Below are 25,852 nucleotides of genomic sequence, written 5' to 3'. Positions count from 1 at the left end.
CTGCCTGAAGAATTGCACGAGAAAAGATGAACCCAAATCCCTTTTCCCAGTATCGGTACCCCTGTAAACTCGATTGGGGACAGCGAGGTGCTATTCAGGCAGCAGAAAGAGGAGACATTATCGTTGTTGTTGATACCCTTAGCTTTTCCACAGCCGTTGCCTGTGCCGTGCATCAAGGTGGTGTGGTTTATCCCTGTGGAAAAACAGAGGATGCAGCCGCCTTTGCACGGCGCATCGGTGGTGAAGCTGCTGTGAATCGGAGAGATGTACCGCAAAAGGGACGCTTTTCCCTATCGCCTCTATCCTACTTGGGGCTAGAGTCGGGAACGAAGATTGTTCTTCCTTCTCCCAATGGGGCAACTTGTAGCCGCTTGTCTCGTGCAGTTCCTTACCTGTTCGCTGGGGCATTGGTGAATGCAAAAGCTGTTGCTAATGCAGTATCACAGGTTGTCAGTACTACTGATTTATCAGTGACAATCATCGCCTGTGGAGAACAGTGGTTAATGCCTTCTGAGGAAGGGCAATTGCGGGTAGCCATTGAGGATTATCTGGGTGCAGGGGCAATCTTATCGTATTTGGAGTATGAGAAGTCACCTGAAGCTCGTGTTTGTCAGGGTTCCTTCCAGTCTGTTCAAAACGATTTGGAGGAAATTATTTGGGATTGTGGAAGTGGGCGGGAATTGCGAGAGGCAGGATTTGAAGCTGATGTGCGGTACGCCTTGCAATTGAACTTGCTCGATTCTGTACCTGTGATGCGCGGTGAGTGTTTTGAAAGGTTTTCTGGAGAATTTTCTCGGATGTAGGGCTAATCTAATGACTGCTAGAGGAACCTCCTAATAAAGTCAGAGCTTTTAGTAAACTTTTTACTAAGCTGTAATCATAATAAGCATTGTGCCGCTCGTTGCAAGGATGCCTATGGAATCGGTGATATCAGAACATATCGAAATCACTCCTGACGTATGTGGGGGCAAGCCACGCATCGCTGGGCATCGGATTAAAGTGCAGGATATTGTAATCTGGCACGAACGGATGGGACTTTCACCGGATGAGATTGTATCTCAGTATCCGGGAATCACTTTAGCTGATGTGTACGCAGCTTTGGCTTATTATCACGATCATCTACAAGAAATCAGACAACAAATTCGAGAGGATGAAGCCTTTGCTAAAGAGTTGCAGGCTAAAACTCCTTCTCTAGTGCAGCAGAAATTAAGGAATCCAAATGTCGGGAACGATTCGATTCCACTTGGATGAAAATGTCAGTAATGCCATAGCCATTGGTTTACGAAGTCGTGGCATTGATGTAACGACTACCTCAGAAGAAGGACTGATTGCTGCACCGGATGAGGTACAACTGGAGTTTGCACTTTCTCAAGGTAGGGTAATTTTTACTCAGGATACAGACTTTCTGCGACTTCATGCAGATGGAGTTGCTCACAATGGTATTGTTTACTGTCAGCAGGGTACTCGGTCAATTGGCGAGATTGTGCGGAGTCTAATTCTCATCTGGGAGTTGCTTGAACCCGAAGAGATGGTTGGACATGTCGAATTTATTTAACTGGGGCGATCGCACCTTCAATCCGGTTGAAAATTGAACTTTTGGAGTGGTGGTGGTGGGATGCGATCGCATAGCCAAGATAGCTGTTTCAACTACCCGATGTGTTGTTGCCCTCTCCTTGTCGCCGTTCAAGCTCATCTTTTGGTAAGAACAACGTCTCCTCAATTTCCTGACGCACTTCGGGAGACACAAAACAATTCCCTCGGAGAGATTCGATCAAAAACCAAGTAGCTTCACTATATTGCCAGAATGGTTTTTTCTCTTGTTGGCTCCATTGCCTAGCATCAATCATAATAATGTTACGGTACTTAATTACTTCATGCAGGTTTTTCAGCCAAGTTAGACCTTCATCTTGCCACCACTTATTGTATTCTTGTATATCTCCATTGTACTGGGGTAAGCAATCTCGCAGTCTTTCAAGTGATTGTCTCAATTGAAGAGTAGGAGCTTTAGCACAAATTTTGTCAAAATAAGTTGCCAAATAAGCAGCTTCTTGAATATCCTGAATCAAAGTACTACCTTCATTCCTAAAATAGTAAATACCGTTAGCTCTGTCAAAACATCGCTCAAATATTCCGGTAATATCAAAATCAAATTCCATAGTCCCTTGAGGTCTAATCTCTGCACTCAAGTAATTAAAAAAACCACCAAACCCCTTAATTGCGCCCCTAAAAGCCTGACCGCTGTGTCCAATATTTCTAATATAATTAAAATAATGGGAACGTATTACCACTGGCTTATATAGATTTCCTACTTCAGTCTTAACTAAATAAGATTTCTTACTAATCCATTTTAAATAATCCTCTAATTTATTATTCCTGGAAGCATATTCCGCCAGTTCTTTTGTCATAGACATTAGAAGGAAATCTGTATACTCAGACTTCTGTAGCATCTCAAATACTAGTAAGAATACTTCGCGCCACCGAATCTTTGTAACATAGCTAGCTAAATGTTCTAATTCCTTTTCTACATATGGGTTATTTACAATTGCGATAGCAGTAAAATACTCTTGAAATGTTAGATGAGAAAAGGAGTAAATTTCTCGCGCTCGCTCTATCAGTAAGCCATGTTGGGTCTCAATCGATTTCAGCACCGCCTTACTATCTCGTTTCAATGCTTTTGGTTCACTTTGGACATCGGGTAAGGTTCGGAGATAGTTAGCTATGAGTTGCTGGATTTGGTCTTGTTCAAAGAAATAATCGCCCCGCTCAAACGTGATGAATGCAACCTGACTCAGCAACTCTTTCTTGTCTTCCAAAGATAAGTTTTGATAAGCCTCATCCCGTTTACTGTTTTTGGATTCATCCCATCGTTCGAGTAGAATACCTAATCCTTGTTCATACAGCTTATAGCGTTTAGAGGGGAAATCAGCTTTTTCTAGAAACACTAAGCAAATTAAATTGAGCAAAATGGGTGTTCCAGCCAGTTTTCTGATTTGCTGAGTTTCCGGCAGATACAACTTCTCAATAAACTGACCTGCCTTAATTAATCCCTTCTCCTTGGAATTCCGAGCAACCTTTACAAACCATTTTTCAGCAAAGGCTTCGATTTGCTCTTCGTCAAAATCCGCTACCTCAACATCGGTGAAGCTCAAACTGTATCGCTGGGTGGCTAACTGTGCAGCAATCCGACAAGTGATAACAAAGTGATTTCTGAAATACTTTCCAGTAAAATCGCAAACTTCTGTTAAGATTTTATCACCAATATCTGCTTTAACTTCATCCAAGCCATCTAGCAAAATAAAAAATTTGCCTTGATGCAGTAATTCTTCGACTTGCTGAGCCTGAACATCACAGATGCACAATTCTTGGGTGATGTAATTCAATAAGCTAAATTCACCTTTTCGCTTGGCATCTTTAGCAAAAACCTTCAGCTCTATGAAAATCGGTATGCGTTCTTTTTGAAACTCACCTCGAATACACTGAATTGCTAAAAACTTCAAAAACGTGGTTTTTCCTGACCCTGGTTTGCCCAGTACCATCAGCTTAGAGTACCTTGCCACTGCCTCTAGTCCTGGTACTTGTGGCTCACGCACGTTACCTAAACCCAAGCGGTCAAAATCATCTGTAGCTGGGTTGAAACCATGAAAGTCAGAAAGTTCTAAACGTCTGTTGCTGGGCAGCTTTTCCAGAACATTTACATCAATGTAAATGTGGTCTATACCAACCAGCAACTCAACATCCAAGATGCGTAGGCGTCCGCACTGCTCTTGTATCTTGTCATGGAAATAGGGATGCGATCGCACTTTCTCCACCAAAGCATCGAAGTCCAACTCATCCCCTTGGCTAACAGTGGTTTTGAGGTTTGCGATCGCCTCATCTCGTCCTAAGAAGTTCGGGTCTAGCTTTGGCAGGCAGGCTTGAGGTTCAGAAGTAAGGTCATCATCATCTAGTTGCAGGTTGAAAGCACTAAAAAGACAGTGAATAGATTTCTTATCAACCGTTTTTTCACCCTTAAATATTTTCCTAATCGTGCCAACGTCTAAACCACGTTCCTTATAAGGACTGGTCAGTTCGTTCATCTTTTCCTCGGTACACCTGGCTTCATGCTGGGTTTCCCACTCTCGTTTAGCAGCTTCGAGTTTTTTCGCGCCTTCGGGAGTGAGGACGTAACCGCGAGTACGTTTTTGCATCTGTAGAGGCATTGGTTGACGTAGCTTAACTTCCCGTTGCGGATAATTAGGCTGACTTCCGGGAAGATAAGGGCTTTTCCCTGATTTTAAGAAATCCAGCCCATTTTTGAAGTTGAGGTTGGCTAAAGCTTTTAGGGTTTGCCCTCACTGGCTTTGCCAAAGGATAGCAGAAAACTTTAAGTTCATGCTGTAACTGCTCGGACTTCGCTGGTTCAGCCTTGGTTAAACCTGCACACTGGACTCAGTTACTCAAGCGGAGACATTCACTGTGATACATCTCGATAACCAATACTTGGCACATTTTCCACCAGCGCTAGCACATTGCGAAAAATGCCTTGCTATTTCCAAGGCAATGCGTCGGAACCAGAAGCAGCAAATTTACTGCCCAGTTTGCCGAGTCGAATATGTTTTTGACGGCAATTTCAAAATTGAACCATTTCGCGCTTATTTCCGAAAGCGAGGTTTTTACATTGACATCGATAACTCCAGCGAACACATCAAGCATCTTGGACTGATAGCGAATCGTGTGCAGCAAGACAGTTTCGACTATCCACCTCTTAAAGGGTTATTTGAATCAATTAATAAGGCTCAAAAATTTATCCATTTCACTACCTTTGGCATCAACCAACAGATTCTCGGTGCTTTGAAGCTGGCAGCACAGCGAATCCAAGTGCGCGGTATAGTCTCTCTACCTCCAGATCAAGCTTGGTTGTTGCCTGAATTGGAGTGCTACAAGAACGAAGCGCCAGGACTCACAATCAAAACAGTTTGCGCTTCTAGTCGCAATTGGGAGGAATTGCCCCATCAAAAGCTTGTTGTGATTGATGGGTTATTGGCTTTCAAGGGTAGCGTTAATCTCACCCCTACAGCATGGCGAAAAGCAGCACGCGGCTATGACGAAGTAGAGGTTCTTACTGATGTGGAAAAGGTGATAAACCTGCATAACCGCTACTTTTCACCCATTTGGGCAAACTTAAGTGCATACGGCGACACGATCGCAATTGACGATCGCATCGATGACACTTCGGCTGCCTAAAGAAAACGCGCTCTGCTTGCAGCAGCGCTTCGCTATCGCTAAAAATTTACCAGCGAAGCGATCGCACAACATTCCGAAAACCTAAGCATGAGTTCCTGCATAACCCCCTAACAAATCTGGCAACCAACTAGGATGCAGCAACACCAAAACACCCCAAACCAGGAAAGCAACCCCAACCACAGGAACAATATCACGCCCTCGGTTCCACGTCCGCTCTAATGTCATCACCACAGTTAGCACAATCATCCAGCTAAAATGCCCCACCCCGACAGCAAACATCACCAGCATCAGCGCCCAACAACAGCCCAAACAGTACAAACCGTGACGAATCCCTAAATTCCAAGCACCTTGCCAGCCTCGCTGATAATGATGGGTGAGAAAACTAAACGGATGACGACAAGCGTTTAAACACTGTTCCTTCAGGGAACTGAACTGAAACCCACCCGCTAACACTAAGGTTGAACCGGCAATCATCCAGGGATGGTGATCCAGCCATAGCCAGTGATGCGCCAGCTTATGTAACCCCATATCTCCGGCAACAGCGAGGAGGGCAAACCCCGTCCACACCGATGCATAAGCTGCTAAAAATGTCAAGAGTGCTAACTGAGGCTGAGATTGTCCGCGACTGGCTTTGGCAAATAAGCGCACCATTGGTAGCGTACTCGGCAACATCATGGCGGCTGTCATCACCTGCCAAACAGCGACAAAGAGTAGCAGCTTGAGCAGTAGGGGTAAAGAATTGTGCTCAATCAGAGCATTGTAATGGAGCCAGTGTTCTTGTCCTGAGAGGACGGCAAGAAAAGTCAGCACCCAAGCTAGGAAAACAACCGCCCACAGGGGTACTAAGTCATGGTTAAGAGCGTTATTCAGAACCAGGAGTATGGATGATTGTTGTGCACCCGAAGGTTTTTCCAAAGCCGTATCCTTTATTCTTCAAAGCGGAATAAGCCTTGGATCGCATTACGACCGTTGTACTCCCAAGTCATGTCAAATTCTGGTAAATTTACCCGATGCATGGGCGCTTTAGCAATGTAGGCCGGTGAACCGGGAATGGTGCTGAAGATGCTATCAACGATCTTTGTGGGCTGTCCATCTGGCCCACGATAGGGTTCCATTTCACTTTCCAACACATCACCAATTTTGATGGTGCCTTTCCCTTGGTGAATGTTGTACTCAATTGGGGCAATTCGCACATCCAGTACATCGCTGATTAACTTGGCTACGTCTGCGATCGCGCCCCCAAGTTCCCCATTAAACACCTGTAACAACGCTTGTTGCTGTTCTGGCGTTCCTTTGGCATCCACATAAATGACAGCACGCCAATTCCCAGCAAAGACATTTCCAGGAATATAGACAATTTTCAGTAGGGTTAAACCAGAAACATCGATTCCCTGAACTTCTCCCCGTTCAACGTGGTAGGCGACAAAGCTGTCACAATAACCACCATCTGGATCATCTCCAATCCAGCAGGGACAGGGCGCACTGCAAGAGCAGGCTTCCAGAATTTGTCCTTCCAAGCTGTAAGTCGTAGCTGCGGTTGCCATAGGGGCTACTCCTGGGTAAGACACACCCATCGAGTCGATTCCTCAGAACAACCCTGTGGGTTTTGGTATAGAAATTATACGTGATTGTGATTTTCAGATGAGGCACCCTGAGCGATAGCTCACCCCGAAGGCATGAAAATTATTAATTTCATACAGAAAAATGCATCTACACCTGGCGTGAACATGGGTGTCGATTCAGAGGAAGATGGAAGATGTCACCTTCACAGATGACTCGATAACCATGGCGTGAAGCGAAGCTATGCCCGAAGAACTTATCGCACTCAATTCTGACTGCATTAACAATCTAGACTTGTCGCCAGCCCAAACGGTGATTGAAAAACTGCTCAATGACGGAGCGATCGCTTCTTTTGAACAGCAGTTGCGCTTTGACATCGACTATCCCCGCGATCCCACCGATCCGCGAGAACTCTCAGAAATTCCGGAGGTGCGGCTGTGGTTTATTCGCTTAGATGCTTGCTATCCCTGGATGCCGTTTTTGTTGGATTGGAAAGCGGGTGAACTCGCCCGCTACGTTGCCATGCTCGTGCCGCACCAATTTAACCGCACAGAAGGCATTCAGTACAATCCCGAAGCCTTAGAAATCTTCGTGATGCAAAAAATCTTTGTCCTCACTAACTGGCTAAAACAACAAGGGATTCCCGGTCAATCGCGATCGCAGTCCATGGCTAAACTCTTGGGTTATGAACTCGATAGTACCTTTTTTGACCTGATCGAGTAAGTAATCTGTAGGGGCAGGTCTTGTGCCTGCCCAAACTTTAACAGGTCTTGTACCTGTCCAAGCCCTAAGCAGAGCACCCACTAGCCACGCCAAATTTGTTTTAGCACGTCTTCCGGTTTGATATCCGCAATCTGTTGAGTTGGGGATTGAATGCTCATGCAGTTTTCACTTGGGGGTACCCGCTTTTTCGCCTCTGTCGAGCCAAATAGAGCGATCGTATAAGTGCCGACGGCTACAGCTAAATGCATGGGCGCACTATCGGTACAGATGATTAAATTAGCACCAGCAATCATGGCGGCTAATTTACCGATATCCCCTGGAGAGGTGATTTTCAAATCAGGAAAGGATTGCAGCATGGTAGCAGGCACTTGAGCGTCCTCAGTCCCTTTGAGCATCACAATCGGCAGATTCGGCTGTTTTTGTTGAATATCTGCCAGAATCTGTCGCCATTTTTCAACAGGGTAGAGTTGAGCCGTGCCTTTCTCTTGAGTCGGTTGGGTTGAACCGGCATCAATGAGAATATAGCCACTTTCGGCAATTCCCAGGCGTTGCTGTTCGCGTTCCGCCCATTCAATATCTGGTTTGGGAACACTGAGGGCTAGGTTTGGAGTAGGGGTGTTGATTTCCAACCCCTGTAGCATGTCATGGTAAATGTCAGCCGCATACTGCTCGGTTTTTAGGGGGACAGCATGGGTGAAAAACCACTTTCCAGCACTGGCTTCGTAGCCAATTCGGGTTGGAATACCAGACATCCACAGTAACAGCCCTATAGAACCCCGCGGCACTAGTGATAGGGCTACATCATACTCGCGATCGCGAATAATCCCCAACAAGTTACCGAAATCCGCCAGACCATTGCGGTCTTTAAAATCAAACGTCAAAACTTCATCAACAGACTTACAAACCCGATACGCCCCCTTTGCGCGTGGTTCCACAATGACATCAATCTCGGCTGTGGGATAGTAAGCTCGAAGGTCATCGAGGGTCGGAAAAAATAGAATTTGGTCGCCAATTCCCCCAGGGACAAGGGCTAATATTCTCATCTCAATTGATTGAGCTTATTGATCAGCTTAATTTTAAGGGAGTGGATACCTAAAAGAGGAAGATCGTGCATTTATTAATTCCAGCAGCAGGGATGGGCCGGCGGATGGGGATCGATGCCTGGGGCGGGCTTCGCCAACGTAATAAGCTTCTGTTGACCCTGATGGGTAAACGAATACTAGCTTGGACTCTCCTAGCCGCAGAGGCCGCAGATGATATTACCTGGATTGGTATTATAGGACAACCCGCTGACCAGTCTGACTTTCAGCAAATTCTGGGGGAGCTTTCCCTCTCAAAACCCGTGCAGTTGATTCAGGGAGGAGACACTCGCCAGGAATCAGTCTATAACGGCTTGCAGGCGTTGCCACCTGAGGCACAACGGGTATTGATTCACGATGGGGCTAGATGTTTAGCCACCCCCCAACTCCTGAATCGGTGTGCTGCCGTGCTGCTTGATTGTCCAGGTTTAATTGCGGCTGTACCCGTGAAGGACACGATTAAAGTCGTCGATCCAACAGGCGTGATTCAAGATACACCCGAACGCAAGAACCTATGGGCAGCCCAGACGCCTCAAGGATTTGACGTACAGTTGCTCAAGCAGTGCCATGACAAAGGGCGTACTTTGGGATGGGAAGTTACGGATGATGCGGCTTTGTTTGAACGGTGCAAGTTGCCCGTAAGAATTGTGGAAGGGGAGGAGACGAATCTCAAGGTGACGACTCCGGTGGATTTAGCGATCGCGGAATTTATTCTCCGCCAGCGATTAGGATTGTAATGAGCGAGGAGAGACAACAATGTTGAAAAAATTACACTACTTCTGGCAATTAAGTTATCAAAGAAGTCCTCAAGAAAATTTAAAAGCCTTAGGAAATAAGTTCAATACCAGACTGAATCCAAACCAGCCACAAGTGGGTGATAATCAGCGCATTGATGAAGCCAATGCAGTAATTCCTGATTTATGGAATCAACCCCCGTATCAAGAATTCATTGCCCACCAACTCCAAATTCATAAACAACCCATTGTGTTGCTGGGTAAGTTAGAAGAAATCAAGGTTTTAGCAGCTATTTTAACCAGTAAAAACCTTCACGTAAACACTTTAGAATGGGGTTGGCAATATCAGATAAATCTCAATGGCTTGCCAGAAGAATCACAGCTTGTTATTTGCCACATTCCCTTGAGTGAATACCAGTGGAACGTTATTCAGCAACTAAAAGAGAGATATGCCAATCGATTGACCAGTATTTATGAGCTGGTTTTGCCGTTTACTCTGCTCCCCATGGCTCAATCCTCCCTCGATTATTACGTGAAAAATTTAGCAGAAATTACCTCTTACTATCTAGGAGAGACTTATTTTAGACCGATTGATAAGTTAAATGATGTCTTCCCTTTAGCCGAAAAGAGGGTGATCGAGTTCGGCCCTTTAGAGGGATGCCTGACAGCTGGACTAGTAAAACTAGGCGTTAAGAGTTTAACTTGTATAGAAGCTAGAGCGGAAAATGCTATCAAAACATTAATTGCTTGCCACGCATTTAGTTGGGAGAATGTCAAGTTGGTAATGGATGATTTTCATAACGTCAATCATCTCAAATACGGAACTTACGATTTAGTTTTTGCTCATGGTGTATACTACCACAGTTTAGCTCCTTTTCTGTTTTTAGAAAATTTATGCTCCTTGTCTGAAAACATTTTCATCGGCGGCTTTTGTGCCACAGATTCTTTGCCAGAAGGAGATTACGAAATACTAGAGTACTGTGGCGAGCAATATCGGGCCAAAATTCATAAAGAAGTAGATTACTTCACATCGGGTGTTAACCCAATCGGTTACTTTTTTCATAAAGATGATTTGATGAAATTTTTTAAGGAGCGGAACTATAAGGTAATTGTCATTTCTGATGAAGATGCGGAAATTGCGGCGGGCAATTATTTACGATTTTTGGCTTGTAAAAAATGAAGCTTTCCTTAAGTGTGAGAAGGCAAAAGGTAGGAGGCAGGAGGCAGAAGGAAAGTAACTTTTCAAGTGCATAGTTATTTCCGCCACGCTGCACTAAGCCATATTCAATGCTCAAAGCGATCGCCTTGTGATTTGTTCCTTTACCCGTGAAAAATCTCATGAAAATTCACCAACGCCATCCTTGGCCTCTCACCGTGGAAGAGGCGATCGCCATTCAAAATCAACTGCAACCGGAGGTGATTACCGAAGACCAGTTGGGAGACGTGCAGTATGTGGCGGGGGTGGATGTTGGGTTTGAGCAGGATTATGCCATCTCACGGGCGGCGGTGGCGGTGTTAAGTTTTCCGGACTTGCAGTTGGTGGAACAGGCGATCGCACGACGCTCTACGACTTTTCCCTATGTTCCGGGGTTCCTCTCCTTCCGGGAAGTGCCGGTTGTGATTGATGCTCTGGAACAAGTCACCACGATACCCGATTTAATCTTGTGTGATGGTCAGGGCATTGCTCATCCTCGCCGCTTTGGTTTGGCCTGTCATTTGGGGGTACTGACAGACATGCCGACGATTGGGGTTGCTAAGTCCTTGTTGATTGGCAAGCATGAGGAGTTGCCAGTGGAGAAAGGGAGTTGGCAACCATTGCGGTACAAGGGAGGGATTGTTGGGGCGGTTGTGCGATCGCGCACGGGTGTAAAACCTCTTTATGTCTCCCCCGGTTATCGCATCAGCTTACCGACTGCAATTGATTATGTACTACGCTGCCTGACCAAATATCGGTTGCCAGAAACAACCCGTTGGGCAGATAAACTGGCATCAAATAGGTAGCAAAGCGAGTACCTTCGCTGGTTATGAAATGGTGTTGCACATTCAAATATCGGCGCAAATGTATAACACACATAAACTCCATAACTAGCTAGAAATTAGCCTCAACCTTCAGTAACCTTAGCAAATCCCGTAAAGACAAAATGCTCTCTACGATTTCCCTTGTTGCTATCAAGCCACTCCACACAGTAATGCCCTTCTTCAGAGCTGAAATCGAGAATTGCGTACTTACCTGGCTCGATATCTATACAGCTTTCTTTAGGCAAATCTGCTGCTTGTTCAGTTGAAGGCTTGAGGACGGTTTTTTTGGTAATCTCTAAGACATATTTCTTTTTAGCAATAGCAGGCTGTCCAATTAAACCCACCTTAATCGCCTCAGCCATTTCTTCTGCATCAAATATTGCCATATCCTTCGCTGAGTCACAGAAGCAGCACTCAATTAGAATAGCTGGCATACTGGTATTCTTCAGTACCAAATAGTTGGCACTCTTTACACCCCGATTGAGAAATCCCAGTTTGGTAATTTCATTCAGGACTGAGGTCGCGATCGCTTTACTCGCATTGCTGAGTGCAAAGATCTCTGTACCGCGTGCCTTGCCGTTAAAAGAATTAAAGTGAAGCGAAATAAAAAGATTAACCTTTTCTTGATTCGCTTTATTAGCCCGTTTCTTCAGAGAATCAGTCTCGTTGATAGCACTACTGGGTTTACACTCGACAACAGTATGACCTGCATCTTTCAGCTTTTGTATCAGCTTCGTGCCAACAGCCATCGTTAGTTGATCTTCAGTTTTACCACTAGCAAGACCCGGAGCGCCGGTATCGGGTCTGCAATTGTGTCCGATATCAATGCCAAATTTCATAGTTCACCTGTCATTTAATTTTGGATTTTGGATTTTCCGGATATATAAATCCGGGAGTTTGCAGATGCACCGACAGTATAAATAGCCCTAAAAAATGCCAAAAATCATGCAAATAGTTTTAGCAGGAATGACTTGAAACGGGCAAGTCATTTTCTTCTACATCTGTAGCTTGATTGCTTGTCGTTGATGTAACAATTGTTGCCAATTGATTGAGCTGTTCATCAACTTGAGCGCAAAAATTTCCTACTGTCTTTTGCAAGGCTGTAAGTTTAAGTTCATTAGCCTCAAAGGGAGAAATACTACTCTCTTCATTGAGGATAGGTTGGAAGCGAAAATACTTGTTCTTCCAAAGGATGTTCTTAGCGATGTAATTACTTGTCTCAGTAGAACCATCGAAAAGGATATCGATGAGAGGTACGCCCCTTAATGGACTCGCCCATTCAATACCCCATCCTCTCGCCTGTTTGATGTCGATCCCTCTTTGAATTGGCTGTCCACTGCCGAAGGAAGCTACTACAATATCCTTGATATCAACCCAGGTGTTGCATGGCTCAGGAATCCATTTTTCTTGATTAGCTGGAGGGGTGAGGTTCCAGTTCAGACGTTCCGCGATCGCACACAGTACCGGATCGTTAGCAATTACACCGCCATCAATTAAGGGAATGCTTTCACTAGCAGGTATTTCCAAACCCATTGCCTTGGTAAATTGGAGAAAATGCTCATTCTTCATTTCATGAGCAGGAAAGGCAACGGGTGCCGCCGATGAAGAACGGCAAATCTCCCATACAGGTATTTTTCCAAGTAGGGGTTCGGTATTCTTGAACACCACAGCTTGTCGATTATAGGCGTCATAACTTGTAATTAGGGTCGGTTTAGGCAAGTCTTCAAATAAAATCTCTTCCCCAAACACCTTCTTCAGAACATCCTCTAACCCTTTGCCGTCATACATCGGCTGAGTAAATCCAGTCGTAATTCGTCCCCAAAGACTTCTAATCGCGCTCCGAAACCACCCTTTGTTCCACCATTTGTCTGGGAATATCTCCTTCCCATCTTGTATAAACAAATTTTTGATTTCGGTCGCACTAATTCCCTTAGCGATACCACAAGCGATGATGCTGCCTGCGGAGGTTCCTGCAATCAGATCGAAGTAATCTCTGAGTCGCGCATTGGGGTTGTTTTCATGTTTTTGTATCCTTTGTTCCAAGCACTCTAGCAAGATTGCAGAGGTTAGACCCCGGATGCCACCGCCATCAATAGAAAGGATGCGGTAAGGTTTATTAATTTTCATGATGTCTTTCTCCAAGATTGATTCTTAAAAAGTCAGTCATTAATATTGCTACAAAACTCTAGTTCCTCATCAGGATAAAATGTCTCAAAATTAATTAAGAATGATGAAGGCTATAAAACCTAAAGTTTTGTCTTGCCTCATCCTGTTCCACAGGCTTTTAGGTTGTTCATAAACCCAAGTTAATCCAGCGATACTCGGATTGAGAGTCGGAAAAAGTTATAAAAATGTCAGAGCCAATGTCAGAAGAATGTCATAATACCCAAACGCAATATGGGTGACGGGTAGGTTTGCGTAATTGGCAAAGAACAGGGTGAAGAATACTACAGTCACAAAAAAATAACCTTTTCTGATGAAATCACTGCCTCCTAACACAGGAGGCTTAAGCTTTTGGGAACCAATGACGGTTGAAGACGCACTTTTAATTGTTGAGAAAGTTTTAGAACAAGAACGCTTAAACAAAGTTCAAGAAATTGTATTTAGGCAAGCTTGGGAAGGACGGTCATATCAGGAGATTGCAGAAAGCTCTAGTTATGACCTTGGTTACATTAGGGATGCTGGCTCTAAACTATGGCAGCTACTCTCACGCGCCTTTGGGGAAAAGGTATCAAAAAATAATCTTCAGTCTGTCTTGAAGCGGTATTCACGCACCGTGTTGGTCAGCGAATCCCAGCAGGTTCAAAGCGTTGCTTCCCATCCAATCACGACCTTGAAGTCAAGTACTAACCAGTATCAAGACTGGGGTGATGCGGTGGATGTATCCGTTTTCTACGATCGCATTGAAGACCTTGCTACCCTAAAACGCTGGATTGTCGAGGAACGCTGCCGAGTCGTGACACTGTTTGGCATGGGGGGAATGGGTAAAACCGCTCTATCTGTCAAGCTAGCTCAACAAATTCAGGGGGAATTTAAGGACCTGATTTGGCGATCGCTACTGCACGCCCCATCTCTTGAAGACCTACTAGGCGACCTGATCGAATTTCTGTCTCAGCAGCAGGTCACAGATTTGCCAAAAACGTTAGACGAGAAATGCAAACTTACACCAGGTGAATTTACAAAATGCCGACCTGAGCAAATCTGTTTTTGCTGAAACCTTCGGGAGTATTTTATCGGTAGCTTATAGCCCGGATGGAAAACGCTTAGCGATCGCAGGTGAAAGCGGCGGAATTCGGATATGGCAAGTGGGGGATATGAAGCCACTCATAACCTGTCAGGGTCATACGCGCTGCCCACTGGGTTCTTTCACTGGCTTTCAGTCCAATTGCTTACCCTGGGAGACAAGGGGGGATTTTAGCGAGTGGAAGTTGCGATCGCACCGTTAAACTCTGGGATGTGGCTAGCGGTCAATGTCTGAAAACCTTGCAGGACTATCCTAACTGGGTACTATCGGTAGCCTTTAGCCCGGATGGTCAAATCTTAGCCACTAGTAGCGATCGCACCGTCAAACTGTGGGATGTCCGCGAGGGGAGGTGCCTCCAAACCTTGCAGGAACATACCAACTGGGTTTGGTCAGTAGCGTTTAGTCCCGATGGCAAAACCTTAGCTTGTGGCAGTGGCGATCGCAAAATCTGGCTGTGGGATGTCACTAGCGGGAAGTGCCTGAACATTTTGCAAGGACATACCAATGCGGTTTGGTCAGTGCATTGGAGTCCTGATGGTCAACTTCTCGCCAGTGGCAGTGATGATCATACGGTACGGTTGTGGGATGTGACTCGTGGGGAGTGCCTGAACATTTTGCAGGGACATACCAATGGAGTGTGGTCAGTTGCCTTTAGTCGCGATGGTCAACGTCTCGCCAGTGGCAGTGATGACCATACACTAAGGTTGTGGGATGTCCATGAGGGTCGGTGCCTGAAAACGTTGCAGGGTCATAGCCACGGAGTCGGGTCAGTTACGTTTAGTCCTGAAGGGGAGTCCGTAGCTAGTGGGAGTCAAGATGAAACCATTAAGCTGTGGGATGTCAAGACGGGTGAGTGTCAAAACACTTTAAAAAGTGAGAGACTCTACGAGGGAATGAACATCACTGGCATTAAGGGTTTAACACAGGTACAGAAAACTACGCTGAAAGCTTTAGGGGCAGTTGAATTAGATGATTTGCTGATGCGTTAGAGATATTACGATTTAAAGAAGCTCTCAAATCGTTCATGAACAGGTCGATAAAATCGACCGTAATATTCTGCATCACTACTAAATGTGCTAACTCTCCTTGGGTGGCTAATTGCCACTTGCGACATACTTCTGCATCAGGTTTGTGCAAAACTACAGTGGTAGAGAAGTCGTTGAGCATCGCAGAGTAGTCTATTTTCCCTAAACAGTTGTAGAGATAATGAGCGTTATTGACACAGGCTTTAACCTCTTCCCTGAAATGCTCGCCTCTAGTAGCGATCGCATACCAGAGAAACAGGGGAGCCAATCCATTACGACTGCCCATAATGGTTGTATCTTTACTGCCGATGTACTCAATGTCTTGCTCTATCTTCCTGACGTACTCTCGGCGTGTTAGTACCACTCCACAGGGAATGGGAGAACCAATAAACTTGTGACCACTGACGGCAATACTACCAATGGGTTTCTGAAAGCTAATCTTGGGTGCGTCTTCGATGAAGGGCAGTAGTAACCCTCCCAAGGCTCCATCGCAGTGAATGTGAAATTTATCAATGTTGAGTTGTTCGAGTAAATCAAGTACTCGGTCGATTCGATCTGTTGCACCTTTGAGCGTTGTTCCCAGGTTGATATTAATGATGGCGGGGTGGTGGCGATTTTGTCTTAAGCTCAACTCTAGGTGTTCATAGTTGAGTTCACCGTTATCCTGAGACTCGACGATGACATGCGGTATCCGAAACAGCCTCGATGCTTTGGCAATGGAGTAGTGAGTATCCCTGGAACTGTAAACAATCCCATCCGGGTAGAGTTCCCGCCCCAAAAAAATGCCGTACAAATTGCCTTCTGTACCACAGGAATTGACATATCCCCAGTGATCGTCTAGTTCGTACAACTGAGCAAACCATTTCAGACAAGCTTGTTCAAACTCCCTCGAATCAATGCCGTAGTTGCTAGCCACATAGGGGTCGCCTAAGTTATTGAGAGTGTACTGGAGAAACGGAAGCAGTGGAAAGTCCTAAAGCTCATCAATGCCCCGATTTGAACTACTGTGTTGGAGCCATTAGGGAAACACCAGAGGGGTAAGCTCCGAGCTAACGATAATCTACCGACGGGTTAACTTGATTGGAATACATGAGCGTTGACGAAGCACTCCTTTTCTTAGACTCTATCCTTCCCCAGCATCTCAACGATGTTCAAGAGTTAGTCTTTCGGCAAAGTTGGGAAGGACGCTCTTATCCAGAGGTGGCTAAGAGTGCTGGTTATGATGCTGAGTACATCAAGTTGATTGGGTACCAGTTATGGAAGCTCCTGAGTCAGGTGCTGGGAGAAAAGGTTACAAAGAATAATCTGCAATCAGTCCTGCGGCGAAAGGCACAACAGGTGCAAGTAGTCGTGGCACCATCAAACAGTACTTCTGCTGATCAGGGTAGAAATACTCAAGCGCCTCAAAATGAAGCGATTCCTCCTTTGATTACTGCTGAGGTGGCTACAGCTAATCGGTGTCAAGATTGGGGAGAGGCGATCGATGTCTCCGTTTTCTATGGACGCACAAAAGAACTCACCACACTACAGCAGTGGATTGTGAGCGATTCCCTTCGGGATAGCTACGCTTCACGCTGCCGCTTAGTTATGGTATTGGGGATGGGTGGCATGGGTAAAACTGCCTTATCCATCAAGATAGCTGAACGCATCCAGGAGCAATTTGATTTTGTCATCTGGCGCAGTCTCCGCAATGCTCCACCCATTCTTGATCTCCTGGCTGATCTGATCCAATTTCTCTCCCAACAAAAGGAAACGGCTTTACCGGAAACGGTATACGGCAGAGTTTTGCGGCTGCTTGAATATTTACGAGCATCTCGCTGTTTGCTCGTTCTGGATAATGCTGAATCAATTTTACGAGAAGGCGATGCCTGCGGCGGGCTACGCCAACGCACAGGGGGATATCGAGAAGGATATGAGGATTATGGTCAACTGTTCAAAACTGTGGCGGAAACACTTCATAAAAGTACTCTCATTTTAACCAGTCGGGAAAAATTGAAAGAACTAGCCCTAAAGGAGGGCGAAACACTACCTGTTCGTTCATTACAGTTAACGGGTTTATCCCCAATAGAAGGACAGAAAATTTTTGGAGCGAAGGGTTCTTTTTCAGGTTCAGAATCCGAATGGGAAATACTGATTGAACACTATGCTGGCAATCCCTTAGCCTTAAAAAGGCTAGCTCCAACCATTCGAGATTTATTTGAGGGTAGTGTTTCTAGTTTTTTAGATTTATTAAATCAAGATATATTAGTTTTTGATGATATTCGCAATCTCTTAGACCAACAGTTCAATCGCCTATCCGCTCCCGAAAAAGAGCTGATGTATTGGATTGCTATCAATCGAGAACCAGTTTCTTTCTTACAATTACAACAAGATTTAGCCAAAAAAATATCGCCAACTGAACTCCTAGAAACACTAACTTCTCTTGTAAGGCGCTCTCTAATCGAAAAGGCTGCGCCTACATCTAGTGAAAAAAACTCAGACGGCTTCACCCAGCAACCCGTCGTCATGCAATACATGATAGACCAGTTCATTGAACAAGTTTGCCACGAGATAATTACCGCCCAAATAACCCTTTTTAAGAGCCATGCCTTGCTAAAAGCTCAAGCGAAAGACTACGTGAGAGACACGCAAGTTCGCCTTATCCTAAAACCCCTTGCCGAGCGGCTAATCTCTACTTTTGAAAACAACCAAGTTCTAGAAGATAAACTCAATCTAATTCTCGCATCTGTGCGAGAAAAGCGAACACGAGAAACGGGTTATGTCGCTGGGAATGTAATTAATCTCCTGCGGCAGATGCAGATAGATTTAAGTGGTTGGGATTTTTCTAGTTTGACAGTTTGGCAAGCTTACGTGCAAGATGCAACTCTATCTGGTGTAAATTTTGCTGGTGCTATGGAGGGACACGACAGCATGGTGGTCTCAGTGATGTTCAGTCCTGATGGCACGAGGCTGATAAGTGGCAGTCACGACCAAACAGTGAGGTTGTGGGAGGTTAGTACTGGTGAATGGCTGAAAGTTCTCCAGGGACACGACAATTGGGTTTGGTCAGTTGCCTTCAGTCCGGATGGTCACAGCATAGCCAGTGCCAGCCAAGATGAGACGATTAAGCTTTGGGATGCAAAGACAGGTGATTGCCTAAAAACGCTACCAGTCCCCAAACCCTACGAAGGCATGAACATTACAGGCGTTACAGGTTTGACGGATGCCCAGAAAGCGACGCTGAAAGCACTAGGGGCAGTGGATGATTGAGATAGGCCAGCAATGGCAAAAAGACTTGCACATAGTTTCAGGAGGGATGGCCTGAAGGCTTGATGAATCACCCCTTCAGTGATCTCATCCCAGTGTATTCCTGGGAATCCATATTACGTTCCGTGCCATACAATGGTCAACTCGTGCTTAGCTAGCCAGAATCGTAATGGGAATTCTAAAGTTATCAGTTGGAGTTCTTATTAGAAGGTTCAAAATTCAGGGCTATGTGTGAATTAACTTTAGAGTGGCTCCAAGCTGGTCAGCTCAGACGAGAAACAATTCGTCACCCACAGCTTAGTAAGTCTCCGGGAACGGTTCGGATTGGTCGTAATCCAGAGGAGTGCGACATCATTTTGACTGACCCCACTGTCTCAGGGTTGCATGTTGAGATTTTTTTTAATCCTTCATCCCAAACCTTTTGCCTGCGGAACCTCCGTCATACGAATCCCCCAGTTGTAGATGACAGGCAAATTGTCGCCGCGGAGGTACCTTTAAGGCAGGGTAGCATCATTGCGTTGGGACAACTCGAACTCAAAGTCGTTGAGATTTCTCTTGAGAAACCTAACAACGGGATTCCGCCAACCATTCTACTTCCGCCCCAACCTCCAGCAGCCGCCAATCAACCTGCACCGGGTACTGTCTCCTATGGTTTGGAGTGCCCCAAATGCCATCGAGTTTCTCCTTATGAACGATTGGAGTGGGGGTGTCAATGGTGTGGCACCTCTTTGGCAGCAGCGACTAGTGTTTTAATGTCGCCCAATAGTAATTAGGGATAGGAAAGATGAATTCTGCCCCTTTGCGAATTCAGTTGAGTTGGGATAACCCCGCCACCGGAGAGAGGCGAGAACCGACGCTGGGTATTCCAATTGCACTGGGGCGCGACTTCAATGCCATGCCTGCCCAAATTCAAGGGCGTCCTGTCTCTCGGATGGTTCTCAATAGTCTTGAGGTTTCTCGCTTCCATGTGCTGATTGATACAGACAGTGGCGCGTTAGTTGTCATCGACCAAAACAGCCGCAATGGTACTTTTGTCAATGGTCAGCGTGTTGCTACAAATGGGCGCACGTTGTTGGCTAATGGCGATTCGTTACAAATTGGGCCTTACCAAATTACGATCGCCTTTGGTGCGAGGATACAATTGTCTGCCCCTTCCAGGAATTCACAGATTGTCTTTAACCCGAATACCGGGTTGCCCGATCCGAGTCCACCCCCAGCGATCCCGGTGGTAACTACTACTCGTAATTTTCCTCCACCCCTGTTTCAGGCATTGGAAGTGGCTGTACAAGACCTTCATGCTACAGGATTACCGGTGGAAGAAGTGGATTATGCAACCGTGGGAGCGGGGTTGGGTAGCTTTGTTTGGGCGGATTTATTGAGAATTTCCGGGGTGAAGAGTTCTCAGATTGCGGCTTTGGGGATTGCTCCACAGCCCTATAGTCGGTATAAGCAGCTTTGTCTCAATTCCCAAATTCCCCTGCATGAGCGATTAAGGTCTAATTCGGATTCTTGTCCTGATAATATTTGGGGTTGGCCTAGTTATGCTGTGCGGGAGGCATGGCACAATGCGGTGCGGGGGCATTGGGGGACAGCATTCGGCTATTTGTGGCAGGTGTTTGCTGAGCCAACGTTTGCCCAAACCTACACGCCTCGCGCCCAGAATGTGTTTGCTTCCCTGGATCGGGAGGTGCAGCGGATTGGTTGGGAGCAAATGTTTCGTTATGGAAGCGTTCGGGCGATTCGTAAGACTACAGATGGACGTTATGCGATCGCCTATTCCCGAACCACCACAGGATACCGTAACCATGCCTTCTTAGTGGCTCGTTTCGTTCACTTAGCAACAGGCTATCCGGCGATTAAGTTTCTCCCGGATTTGCAAGCCTATCGGGAGAAAACCCAAGATTTTAAGTCAGTAGTGAATGCTTACGAACTTCATGACCACGTTTATCAATATTTGGAAGAATATGGCGGTACGGTGATGATTCGCGGTCGTGGGATTGTGGCATCGCGGATTGTACAGCGAGTGTATGAAGCAAGGCTACGCAACTCGAATATTCGGTTAGTGCATTTAATGCGATCGCCCAAACCCCAAGGCAACAAATTTGGCACCTCCCAACGACGGGTAGAACACCACTACGAATTTCAACCCTTCAACTGGCCCAAAGCTTGCTGGAGTGGGGAACTGCGGGAGATGCTAGAAAAAGCTGACCCCAATGAGCGACAACGCTTACTCGCCGATTGGGGGGGTACAACAACGGCTCTTCGCCACGATTGGCAGTGGATTGTCGAGCAAGGGTTAAAGTTAGGCTGGTACAAAATTGAGTTTGGAGAAGTCGAACGGGTTGAACGCGAGTCTAGTAGGATTATCAGTTACATTCAGGAGAAGGACTTTAAAGGACAAATACGTCTAGAAGCCGACTTTATTATTGATGCCACAGGACTGGATGCCAAGGTAACCGCCAGTCCTCTCCTCAACGACCTGATCACGCATTACAACTTACCGCTTAATCCTTTGGGGCGTCTAAGTGTGAGTAATGATTTTGAATTGGTAGAAATGCGTGTGTCACAGGGTCGGATGTATGCGGCGGGTGCAATTACATTAGGTGGCTCTTATGCGGCTGTGGATAGCTTTTTGGGCTTACAGTATGCGGCACTCAGGGCAGTAGATGCGATGACCACCAACAAAGCATCAGGAATCCGTCGTTTGAATGGACTTAATTCCTTATTCCAATGGGGAAAATGGGTCGCTAACCAATCCCCCTAAACCAAAAAGGATGAAGTATGAATTGTCAAGTCTAGGAAGGATCAAAAATTTTCATCCTTAATCCTTAATCCTTCAGCCTTGAGTTATGACTCCTACTCTATTCGGTCGCTGGCAAACTCGCTTATTACTACTGGCTACAGTAGGCGTCTTGATCACATTGCCCTTTTCTTTGGGCATTATCGGTTCTGGCGCTAGTTCGGAATTCTTCTGGATACTTGGATATGTAGCACTGTTTGGTTTACTGTGGGACGTTCTTTATAACTACCTCCAGAAGTTTCGTTGGGATCGGGATTGGCCGGGTGCGTTTCAACTACTGGCTGGAATTTGGGAAAGTATTTTTATTGCTGCTGTGGTGAAGCTATTTGGCTTGCCTAATGTACCGCGAGAATTACCGCTCAATGGGTTTATTTTTCACTACAGCTTAGTGTGGCTGGGAGTTTACATTACCTCTCAGGCACTGATGCGGATTGTGTTTCCCCGGTGGCGTTTCAAAGGTGGGCAATGGCTATAATCTGGCAGGCACAATTAAACCGCTAAATATTTTAAAATCTTCCTAATTAGAATTATTCGGGCTGCGGACTCTCTTCTTCAAAAACCTATGGCTATTCTCTTACAGTGTATTGAATGTGGCGGAACCGTTAGCTCTAAAGCTTCCCAATGTCCGCGTTGCTCAACCAAGTATCCATTTGGGGTTAAGTGTACGGTTTGTTGTAAATTTTTCAAACGCTCAGAAGCCCTTAAATTTGTCAGAGATTACGGTGAAACTGAGCAGCCAAATATTGTTCGATTTTTTCATCATGCTTGTTATAAGCAAGTGAGTCAAGTCCGAATTGGAAGGTCAAGAACAAGTTGTCCAGTCTGCAAACACGGGATTGAATTTGATACAAGCAGTTCTGTGAATTGTCCTAATTGTGGACATCATATTTTGACAAAGTTAGAAAAACCTTCATTTGCGTCTTGCTGTTACTGTGACTTCCCATTAAACACAAGATTAGAGGTTGCTATCAAAGAAGTACCTCGTCAATTTTTAGAGGGTTGGGTTACAGAAACCCTCTATGCTCACAAGATTTGTTACACTCCAGAGAGACAAGAAGAAGAGAAACGAGAGCAGAAAAAAGAACAAATTAATCAAATTATTAATAAAAAGAGACAAACAAAGAATTTTCGCATAAGGCAATCAAGGAACAATCAAGAAACCCTAGCTGTATCAATCATTTTAGCTATTTTAATGGGCATCCTTGTTGGGAGCTCAGGAGGCGTTATATCACATTACATTCTTGGATTTGGTTCTACCTGGAAAAGTGCAGCTTTGTGGGGATTTTGTAGTGTTTCTATTTTAACTATAGTTACTGTTTGGATTGCTCGATTATTGGATTAATTGAGAAATTATAGTCTTGCTATCACTGGGCATATATCTGTAATCGGTACTATAGCACTCCTCAATCATTTATGAGATAAAAACATTCTCCTCTTAACTCTCTCTGTGTTCTCTGTGCCTGTGTGGTTTATTAAAACTTCTCACAAATCAAATAGGATTGCTATATAGCGGTTCTGACTTGGATGGAATACAGCAATCATGTAGGGGCACGACATGTCGTGCCCTCACTCTATATACACAAAATTGAGAATTGCTATAAAAATGGCCTACAGTAATCTAATCTAACGCTTGAGTATTTTTGCAGGCATTTTAGTTTGTTTAGTTCCTTGATTGATGGGATAAAACTTAAATTTACTGATGGCCGTACTAGCTAATTTAACTACATTGGGAGCTGAATCGCGCAATGCCTGTTTGAGATAGGGTATCACGGACTCACTCTTAATCTTTCCGAGAGCTTCAACAGCAGACTGACGCACAGACGGTTCTGGAGAGCGGCTTAATTTTCCTAATAGATGGATTGCTCTTTGAACTTCTGGTTTCTGGCTTTGGATAGCCGCAATGTTACCTAATGATGATGCAACTAATTCTCGAATACGGCTATCGGAATGATTAACGTACTCAGTTAGTTTGGGAATATAAGCAACTTGACTTGATTTTCCCATTGCTATTATTTTTTCAGTGATATCTTGCGCTTTTTGGCTGGTAGTTGGGTTGACACTTTGAGCCGTATCCTCAGAATCTGTTAGAGGAGTAATCACAGAAATGAGTTCTCTTAGTGCTTGATCGATTTCCTGTTGAATTTCCTGATTGGACTGGGCACGAAGCTCCTCTTCGAGTTCAATATTTTCGGGGAAAATACTAAAGGGAGAGGTTTCTATCTGTGTTGGTTGTGTTTCCTGGATGGACAACTCGACAATATCTTGTTCTGGCTCAACAACCGCTGAAGAAGTACTCTCAATAGAGGTTTCTATCTGTGTTGGTTGTGTTTCCTGGATGGACAACTCGACAATATCTTGTTCTGGCTCAACAACCGCTGAAGAAGTACTCTCAACAAAAGTGTCTATTGGGGTTGGTTGTGTTTCCTGGATGGACAGCTCGACAATATCTTGTTCTGGCTCAACAACCGTTGAAGCAGTACTCTCAACATCAGTTTCTATTGGGGTTGGTTGCGTTTCCTGGATGGACAACTCGACAATATCTTGTTCTGGCTCAACAAACGCTGGAGAAGTACTCTCAACAAAAGTGTCTATTGGGGTTAGTTGCGTTTCCTCACTCCAGGGATCTGAAATTTCTTGTCCTAGTTCAGAATTTTCTGAAGAAGTACTAACCGCAGGAATTTCTAGGGGAGTGGGTTGTATTTCCGGAGTCAATGGCGCTACAACCTCTTGTTCTACCTGCTCATCGCCTTGTAAATTACTAACAAAAGAGGTTTCTACGGATGGGATTTCCGGAATGGGCGGCTCTAGAACAGGGAAATTTAGATTGTCTTCTGAATCAATAAGAGTATTCTCTGTAGATTGCTCTAAGAGTTGATTTTTATCATTTTCTTTTAATGAATTAATTGTATTTTGCAGTTTAGCAGGGTAGATTTCTTCTAATTCATCAGTCTTTTGGATTGTCTGATTTTGGTCATTTTCTGGCTGAAAGTTGATTGTTTCCTGTAAACGAGCCTCAAACTGTTGCTTTAATTCCTCAGTCGCCTGTTTTAATTGCACCTGATAGTTAATTTGCATAGACTCGATAATTTCAAGAATTCGAGACTCATGCCTATCTTCTAATTCTTGCAATCTTTTGCGAAACCGTTGCTTCTGCTTTTCGATTTTTTCTTGCAGGAACCAGTAGGTTAAGCCGACTCCGACGAGTGCTATAATTGACAGTATTAGAGATGCTTCCATAAGTAGCTCCTGAGTTTAGCGATGATTGAGTGATATTATCTTACGACATGCGATCGCTCTGACTCAAAGTTTTGTATTTCCAACTGACTTCATCAATAAGTACTATGCCTAAAAGTTCTCCCAATAGTACTTCTCGTGTCTGTAGGCTTCTCGCAGTTGTTCTACGGCTGCGACAGAGAATATCGTCTTAATGACGGCGACTAATTTTCCCCAAGCTAGGAAGTGAGATTCTGTAGCGGCGTGATGGAAGTGATGCTGGTAAAATTGTGTCCAAAATGTCGGTGCCTGTAGGCTTTTCCATTGCTTTCGCCAACGCTTGCGCCAGCGAACGAAGTCTTGATCGGTGGGTGCCTCGACTCCTAAAATTGGGGGAAAGTCGGCATAACTGACAAACTTACTTACACCCTTGCCCAGTACATAGACGACATGCCGCCAGCAGTCGATGCGATAAATCTCGTCTGGTTTTAGATTTAACAGCGTAGAAGCAGTCTCTTCTGTCACGAATCGCGCCAGTGGGTGCAGGATGGGTGACTTATGATTGATTTTTGATTCCCTGAGGACGGGCGTTTTCGCCTTCGGTGTTGATACCATGGAAGATGCTTCCCATTTAATGAAGTGAATGCTTCCCATTGAGTGGGGCTTTGTGGTGATCGCTCTTGAGTTTGCGAGACTGGGAGGGCGATCGCTTTTAAATTCAGACTATCTATTTAATGATATAATCTTATCGTCTGTCAATATATTTATGGGCTTAGTGAGGTTGCGGATTCGAGAGTTTGCAGATGAAAAAGGATGGACTCTCAAAGAAGTATCTGACCGCTCTGGGCTAGTCTACAGTACGGTAAGGCACTATGCCCGATCTCCGGGAATGGCAATGATAGACTATACTGCCATCTACAAGTTGGCACGGACGTTTGATGTGATGATTGAGGACTTGGTTGAGATTTTGCAGGAGTAGACTCAGC

26 protein-coding genes are annotated in these 25,852 nt (G+C 45.1%); 17 read left to right on the top strand and 9 right to left on the bottom strand.

The annotated features are described in order from the left end of the window. The first annotated feature begins 26 nt into the window (after positions 1-26). From NDI48_22365 to NDI48_22355, 3 genes are all read left to right on the top strand, one after another. Positions 27-803, top strand: coding sequence for a 2-phosphosulfolactate phosphatase (locus NDI48_22365; GenBank protein ID MEP0833913.1), 777 nt, complete (start codon positions 27-29; stop codon positions 801-803). A 112-nt stretch (positions 804-915) separates the two neighbouring features. Further along, the gene (locus NDI48_22360) at positions 916-1,251 is read left to right on the top strand and encodes a DUF433 domain-containing protein (protein ID MEP0833912.1); all 336 of its coding nucleotides are present in this window, start codon (positions 916-918) and stop codon (positions 1,249-1,251) included. Further along, entirely contained in the window at positions 1,220-1,555 is a 336-nt protein-coding gene (locus tag NDI48_22355; protein ID MEP0833911.1) for a DUF5615 family PIN-like protein, read from the top strand. The genes NDI48_22360 and NDI48_22355 overlap by 32 nt, the downstream gene beginning before the upstream one ends. An 88-nt stretch (positions 1,556-1,643) precedes the next feature. Here the strand turns inward: NDI48_22355 and NDI48_22350 are convergent, their stop codons facing one another. After that, positions 1,644-4,199, bottom strand: a complete 2,556-nt coding sequence (locus tag NDI48_22350) for an NACHT domain-containing NTPase (GenBank protein ID MEP0833910.1) — start codon at positions 4,197-4,199, stop codon at positions 1,644-1,646. A 256-nt stretch (positions 4,200-4,455) separates the two neighbouring features. On the opposite strand from NDI48_22350, the gene NDI48_22345 reads away from it, so the two are divergent. Continuing rightward, complete coding sequence (locus NDI48_22345; GenBank protein ID MEP0833909.1) at positions 4,456-5,223, top strand: phospholipase D family protein; 768 nt, start codon at positions 4,456-4,458, stop codon at positions 5,221-5,223. An 81-nt stretch (positions 5,224-5,304) separates the two neighbouring features. Here NDI48_22345 and NDI48_22340 read toward each other — a convergent pair whose 3' ends face one another. Together NDI48_22340 and NDI48_22335 are read right to left on the bottom strand one after the other, a co-directional pair. Further along, positions 5,305-6,138: a DUF2182 domain-containing protein gene (locus NDI48_22340; GenBank protein MEP0833908.1), complete on the bottom strand. Its 834-nt coding sequence runs from the start codon at positions 6,136-6,138 to the stop codon at positions 5,305-5,307. An 11-nt stretch (positions 6,139-6,149) separates the two neighbouring features. After that, positions 6,150-6,767: a DUF1326 domain-containing protein gene (locus NDI48_22335; GenBank protein MEP0833907.1), complete on the bottom strand. Its 618-nt coding sequence runs from the start codon at positions 6,765-6,767 to the stop codon at positions 6,150-6,152. Positions 6,768-7,026: 259 nt separating this feature from the next. Between NDI48_22335 and NDI48_22330 the strand changes: the two genes are divergently transcribed. After that, complete coding sequence (locus NDI48_22330) at positions 7,027-7,506, top strand: CRR6 family NdhI maturation factor (GenBank protein ID MEP0833906.1); 480 nt, start codon at positions 7,027-7,029, stop codon at positions 7,504-7,506. An 80-nt stretch (positions 7,507-7,586) separates the two neighbouring features. Here NDI48_22330 and NDI48_22325 read toward each other — a convergent pair whose 3' ends face one another. After that, positions 7,587-8,549 carry a glycosyltransferase family 9 protein gene (locus NDI48_22325; GenBank protein ID MEP0833905.1) on the bottom strand — a complete coding sequence of 321 codons (963 nt, stop codon included), beginning with the start codon at positions 8,547-8,549 and terminating at the stop codon, positions 7,587-7,589. A 65-nt stretch (positions 8,550-8,614) separates the two neighbouring features. Here NDI48_22325 and ispD point away from each other — a divergent pair, with 65 nt between their 5' ends. From ispD to nfi, 3 genes are all read left to right on the top strand, one after another. Beyond that, positions 8,615-9,322: a 2-C-methyl-D-erythritol 4-phosphate cytidylyltransferase gene (ispD, locus tag NDI48_22320; protein ID MEP0833904.1), complete on the top strand. Its 708-nt coding sequence runs from the start codon at positions 8,615-8,617 to the stop codon at positions 9,320-9,322. A gap of 19 nt (positions 9,323-9,341) precedes the next feature. Continuing rightward, positions 9,342-10,499 (top strand): class I SAM-dependent methyltransferase, encoded by a 1,158-nt coding sequence (locus tag NDI48_22315; GenBank protein MEP0833903.1) that lies wholly within the window; start codon positions 9,342-9,344, stop codon positions 10,497-10,499. 158 nt (positions 10,500-10,657) lie between these two features. Continuing rightward, the gene (nfi, locus tag NDI48_22310) at positions 10,658-11,320 is read left to right on the top strand and encodes a deoxyribonuclease V (protein MEP0833902.1); all 663 of its coding nucleotides are present in this window, start codon (positions 10,658-10,660) and stop codon (positions 11,318-11,320) included. Positions 11,321-11,421: 101 nt separating this feature from the next. Here the strand turns inward: nfi and NDI48_22305 are convergent, their stop codons facing one another. Together NDI48_22305 and NDI48_22300 are read right to left on the bottom strand one after the other, a co-directional pair. Next, positions 11,422-12,177, bottom strand: a complete 756-nt coding sequence (locus NDI48_22305; GenBank protein ID MEP0833901.1) for an N-acetylmuramoyl-L-alanine amidase — start codon at positions 12,175-12,177, stop codon at positions 11,422-11,424. A 118-nt stretch (positions 12,178-12,295) separates the two neighbouring features. Then, positions 12,296-13,465 (bottom strand): patatin-like phospholipase family protein, encoded by a 1,170-nt coding sequence (locus tag NDI48_22300; GenBank protein MEP0833900.1) that lies wholly within the window; start codon positions 13,463-13,465, stop codon positions 12,296-12,298. Positions 13,466-13,862: 397 nt separating this feature from the next. Here NDI48_22300 and NDI48_22295 point away from each other — a divergent pair, with 397 nt between their 5' ends. From NDI48_22295 to NDI48_22285, 3 genes are read left to right on the top strand one after another with little or no spacing between them, the layout of a single operon-like run. Then, complete coding sequence (locus NDI48_22295) at positions 13,863-14,552, top strand: NB-ARC domain-containing protein (protein ID MEP0833899.1); 690 nt, start codon at positions 13,863-13,865, stop codon at positions 14,550-14,552. Then, on the top strand, positions 14,509-14,784 hold the full coding sequence (locus NDI48_22290; protein MEP0833898.1) for a hypothetical protein: 276 nt from the start codon (positions 14,509-14,511) through the stop codon (positions 14,782-14,784). Before NDI48_22295 ends, NDI48_22290 begins: the two co-directional genes overlap by 44 nt. Before the next feature lie 10 nt (positions 14,785-14,794). Then, entirely contained in the window at positions 14,795-15,571 is a 777-nt protein-coding gene (locus NDI48_22285; protein ID MEP0833897.1) for a WD40 repeat domain-containing protein, read from the top strand. On the opposite strand, the gene NDI48_22280 is transcribed toward NDI48_22285, so the two are convergent. Continuing rightward, the gene (locus tag NDI48_22280; GenBank protein ID MEP0833896.1) at positions 15,519-16,523 is read right to left on the bottom strand and encodes a histidine decarboxylase; all 1,005 of its coding nucleotides are present in this window, start codon (positions 16,521-16,523) and stop codon (positions 15,519-15,521) included. The genes NDI48_22285 and NDI48_22280 overlap by 53 nt on opposite strands. A 173-nt stretch (positions 16,524-16,696) precedes the next feature. Between NDI48_22280 and NDI48_22275 the strand changes: the two genes are divergently transcribed. The 5 genes from NDI48_22275 to NDI48_22255 all read left to right on the top strand — a co-directional run bounded on the left by NDI48_22275 (position 16,697) and on the right by NDI48_22255 (position 22,995). Next, on the top strand, positions 16,697-18,856 hold the full coding sequence (locus NDI48_22275) for an NB-ARC domain-containing protein (GenBank protein ID MEP0833895.1): 2,160 nt from the start codon (positions 16,697-16,699) through the stop codon (positions 18,854-18,856). Positions 18,857-19,080: 224 nt separating this feature from the next. Next, positions 19,081-19,626 carry an FHA domain-containing protein gene (locus NDI48_22270; protein ID MEP0833894.1) on the top strand — a complete coding sequence of 182 codons (546 nt, stop codon included), beginning with the start codon at positions 19,081-19,083 and terminating at the stop codon, positions 19,624-19,626. Between the two features lie 11 nt (positions 19,627-19,637). Then, positions 19,638-21,617, top strand: a complete 1,980-nt coding sequence (locus tag NDI48_22265; protein ID MEP0833893.1) for an FHA domain-containing protein — start codon at positions 19,638-19,640, stop codon at positions 21,615-21,617. Between the two features lie 85 nt (positions 21,618-21,702). Continuing rightward, complete coding sequence (locus NDI48_22260) at positions 21,703-22,128, top strand: hypothetical protein (protein ID MEP0833892.1); 426 nt, start codon at positions 21,703-21,705, stop codon at positions 22,126-22,128. Positions 22,129-22,215: 87 nt separating this feature from the next. Further along, positions 22,216-22,995, top strand: coding sequence for a hypothetical protein (locus NDI48_22255; protein MEP0833891.1), 780 nt, complete (start codon positions 22,216-22,218; stop codon positions 22,993-22,995). Positions 22,996-23,276: 281 nt separating this feature from the next. Here NDI48_22255 and NDI48_22250 read toward each other — a convergent pair whose 3' ends face one another. Together NDI48_22250 and NDI48_22245 are read right to left on the bottom strand one after the other, a co-directional pair. Beyond that, positions 23,277-24,890 (bottom strand): HEAT repeat domain-containing protein, encoded by a 1,614-nt coding sequence (locus NDI48_22250; protein ID MEP0833890.1) that lies wholly within the window; start codon positions 24,888-24,890, stop codon positions 23,277-23,279. Positions 24,891-24,998: 108 nt separating this feature from the next. Then, entirely contained in the window at positions 24,999-25,481 is a 483-nt protein-coding gene (locus NDI48_22245; protein MEP0833889.1) for a hypothetical protein, read from the bottom strand. Between the two features lie 151 nt (positions 25,482-25,632). On the opposite strand from NDI48_22245, the gene NDI48_22240 reads away from it, so the two are divergent. Then, positions 25,633-25,845, top strand: a complete 213-nt coding sequence (locus NDI48_22240; GenBank protein MEP0833888.1) for a helix-turn-helix domain-containing protein — start codon at positions 25,633-25,635, stop codon at positions 25,843-25,845. The last annotated feature ends 7 nt before the right edge of the window (positions 25,846-25,852 follow it).

This window comes from Microcoleus sp. AS-A8, from assembly GCA_039962225.1.
Lineage (GTDB): Bacteria > Cyanobacteriota > Cyanobacteriia > Cyanobacteriales > Coleofasciculaceae > Allocoleopsis.
This window is presented reverse-complemented; position numbering and strand designations above follow the sequence as displayed.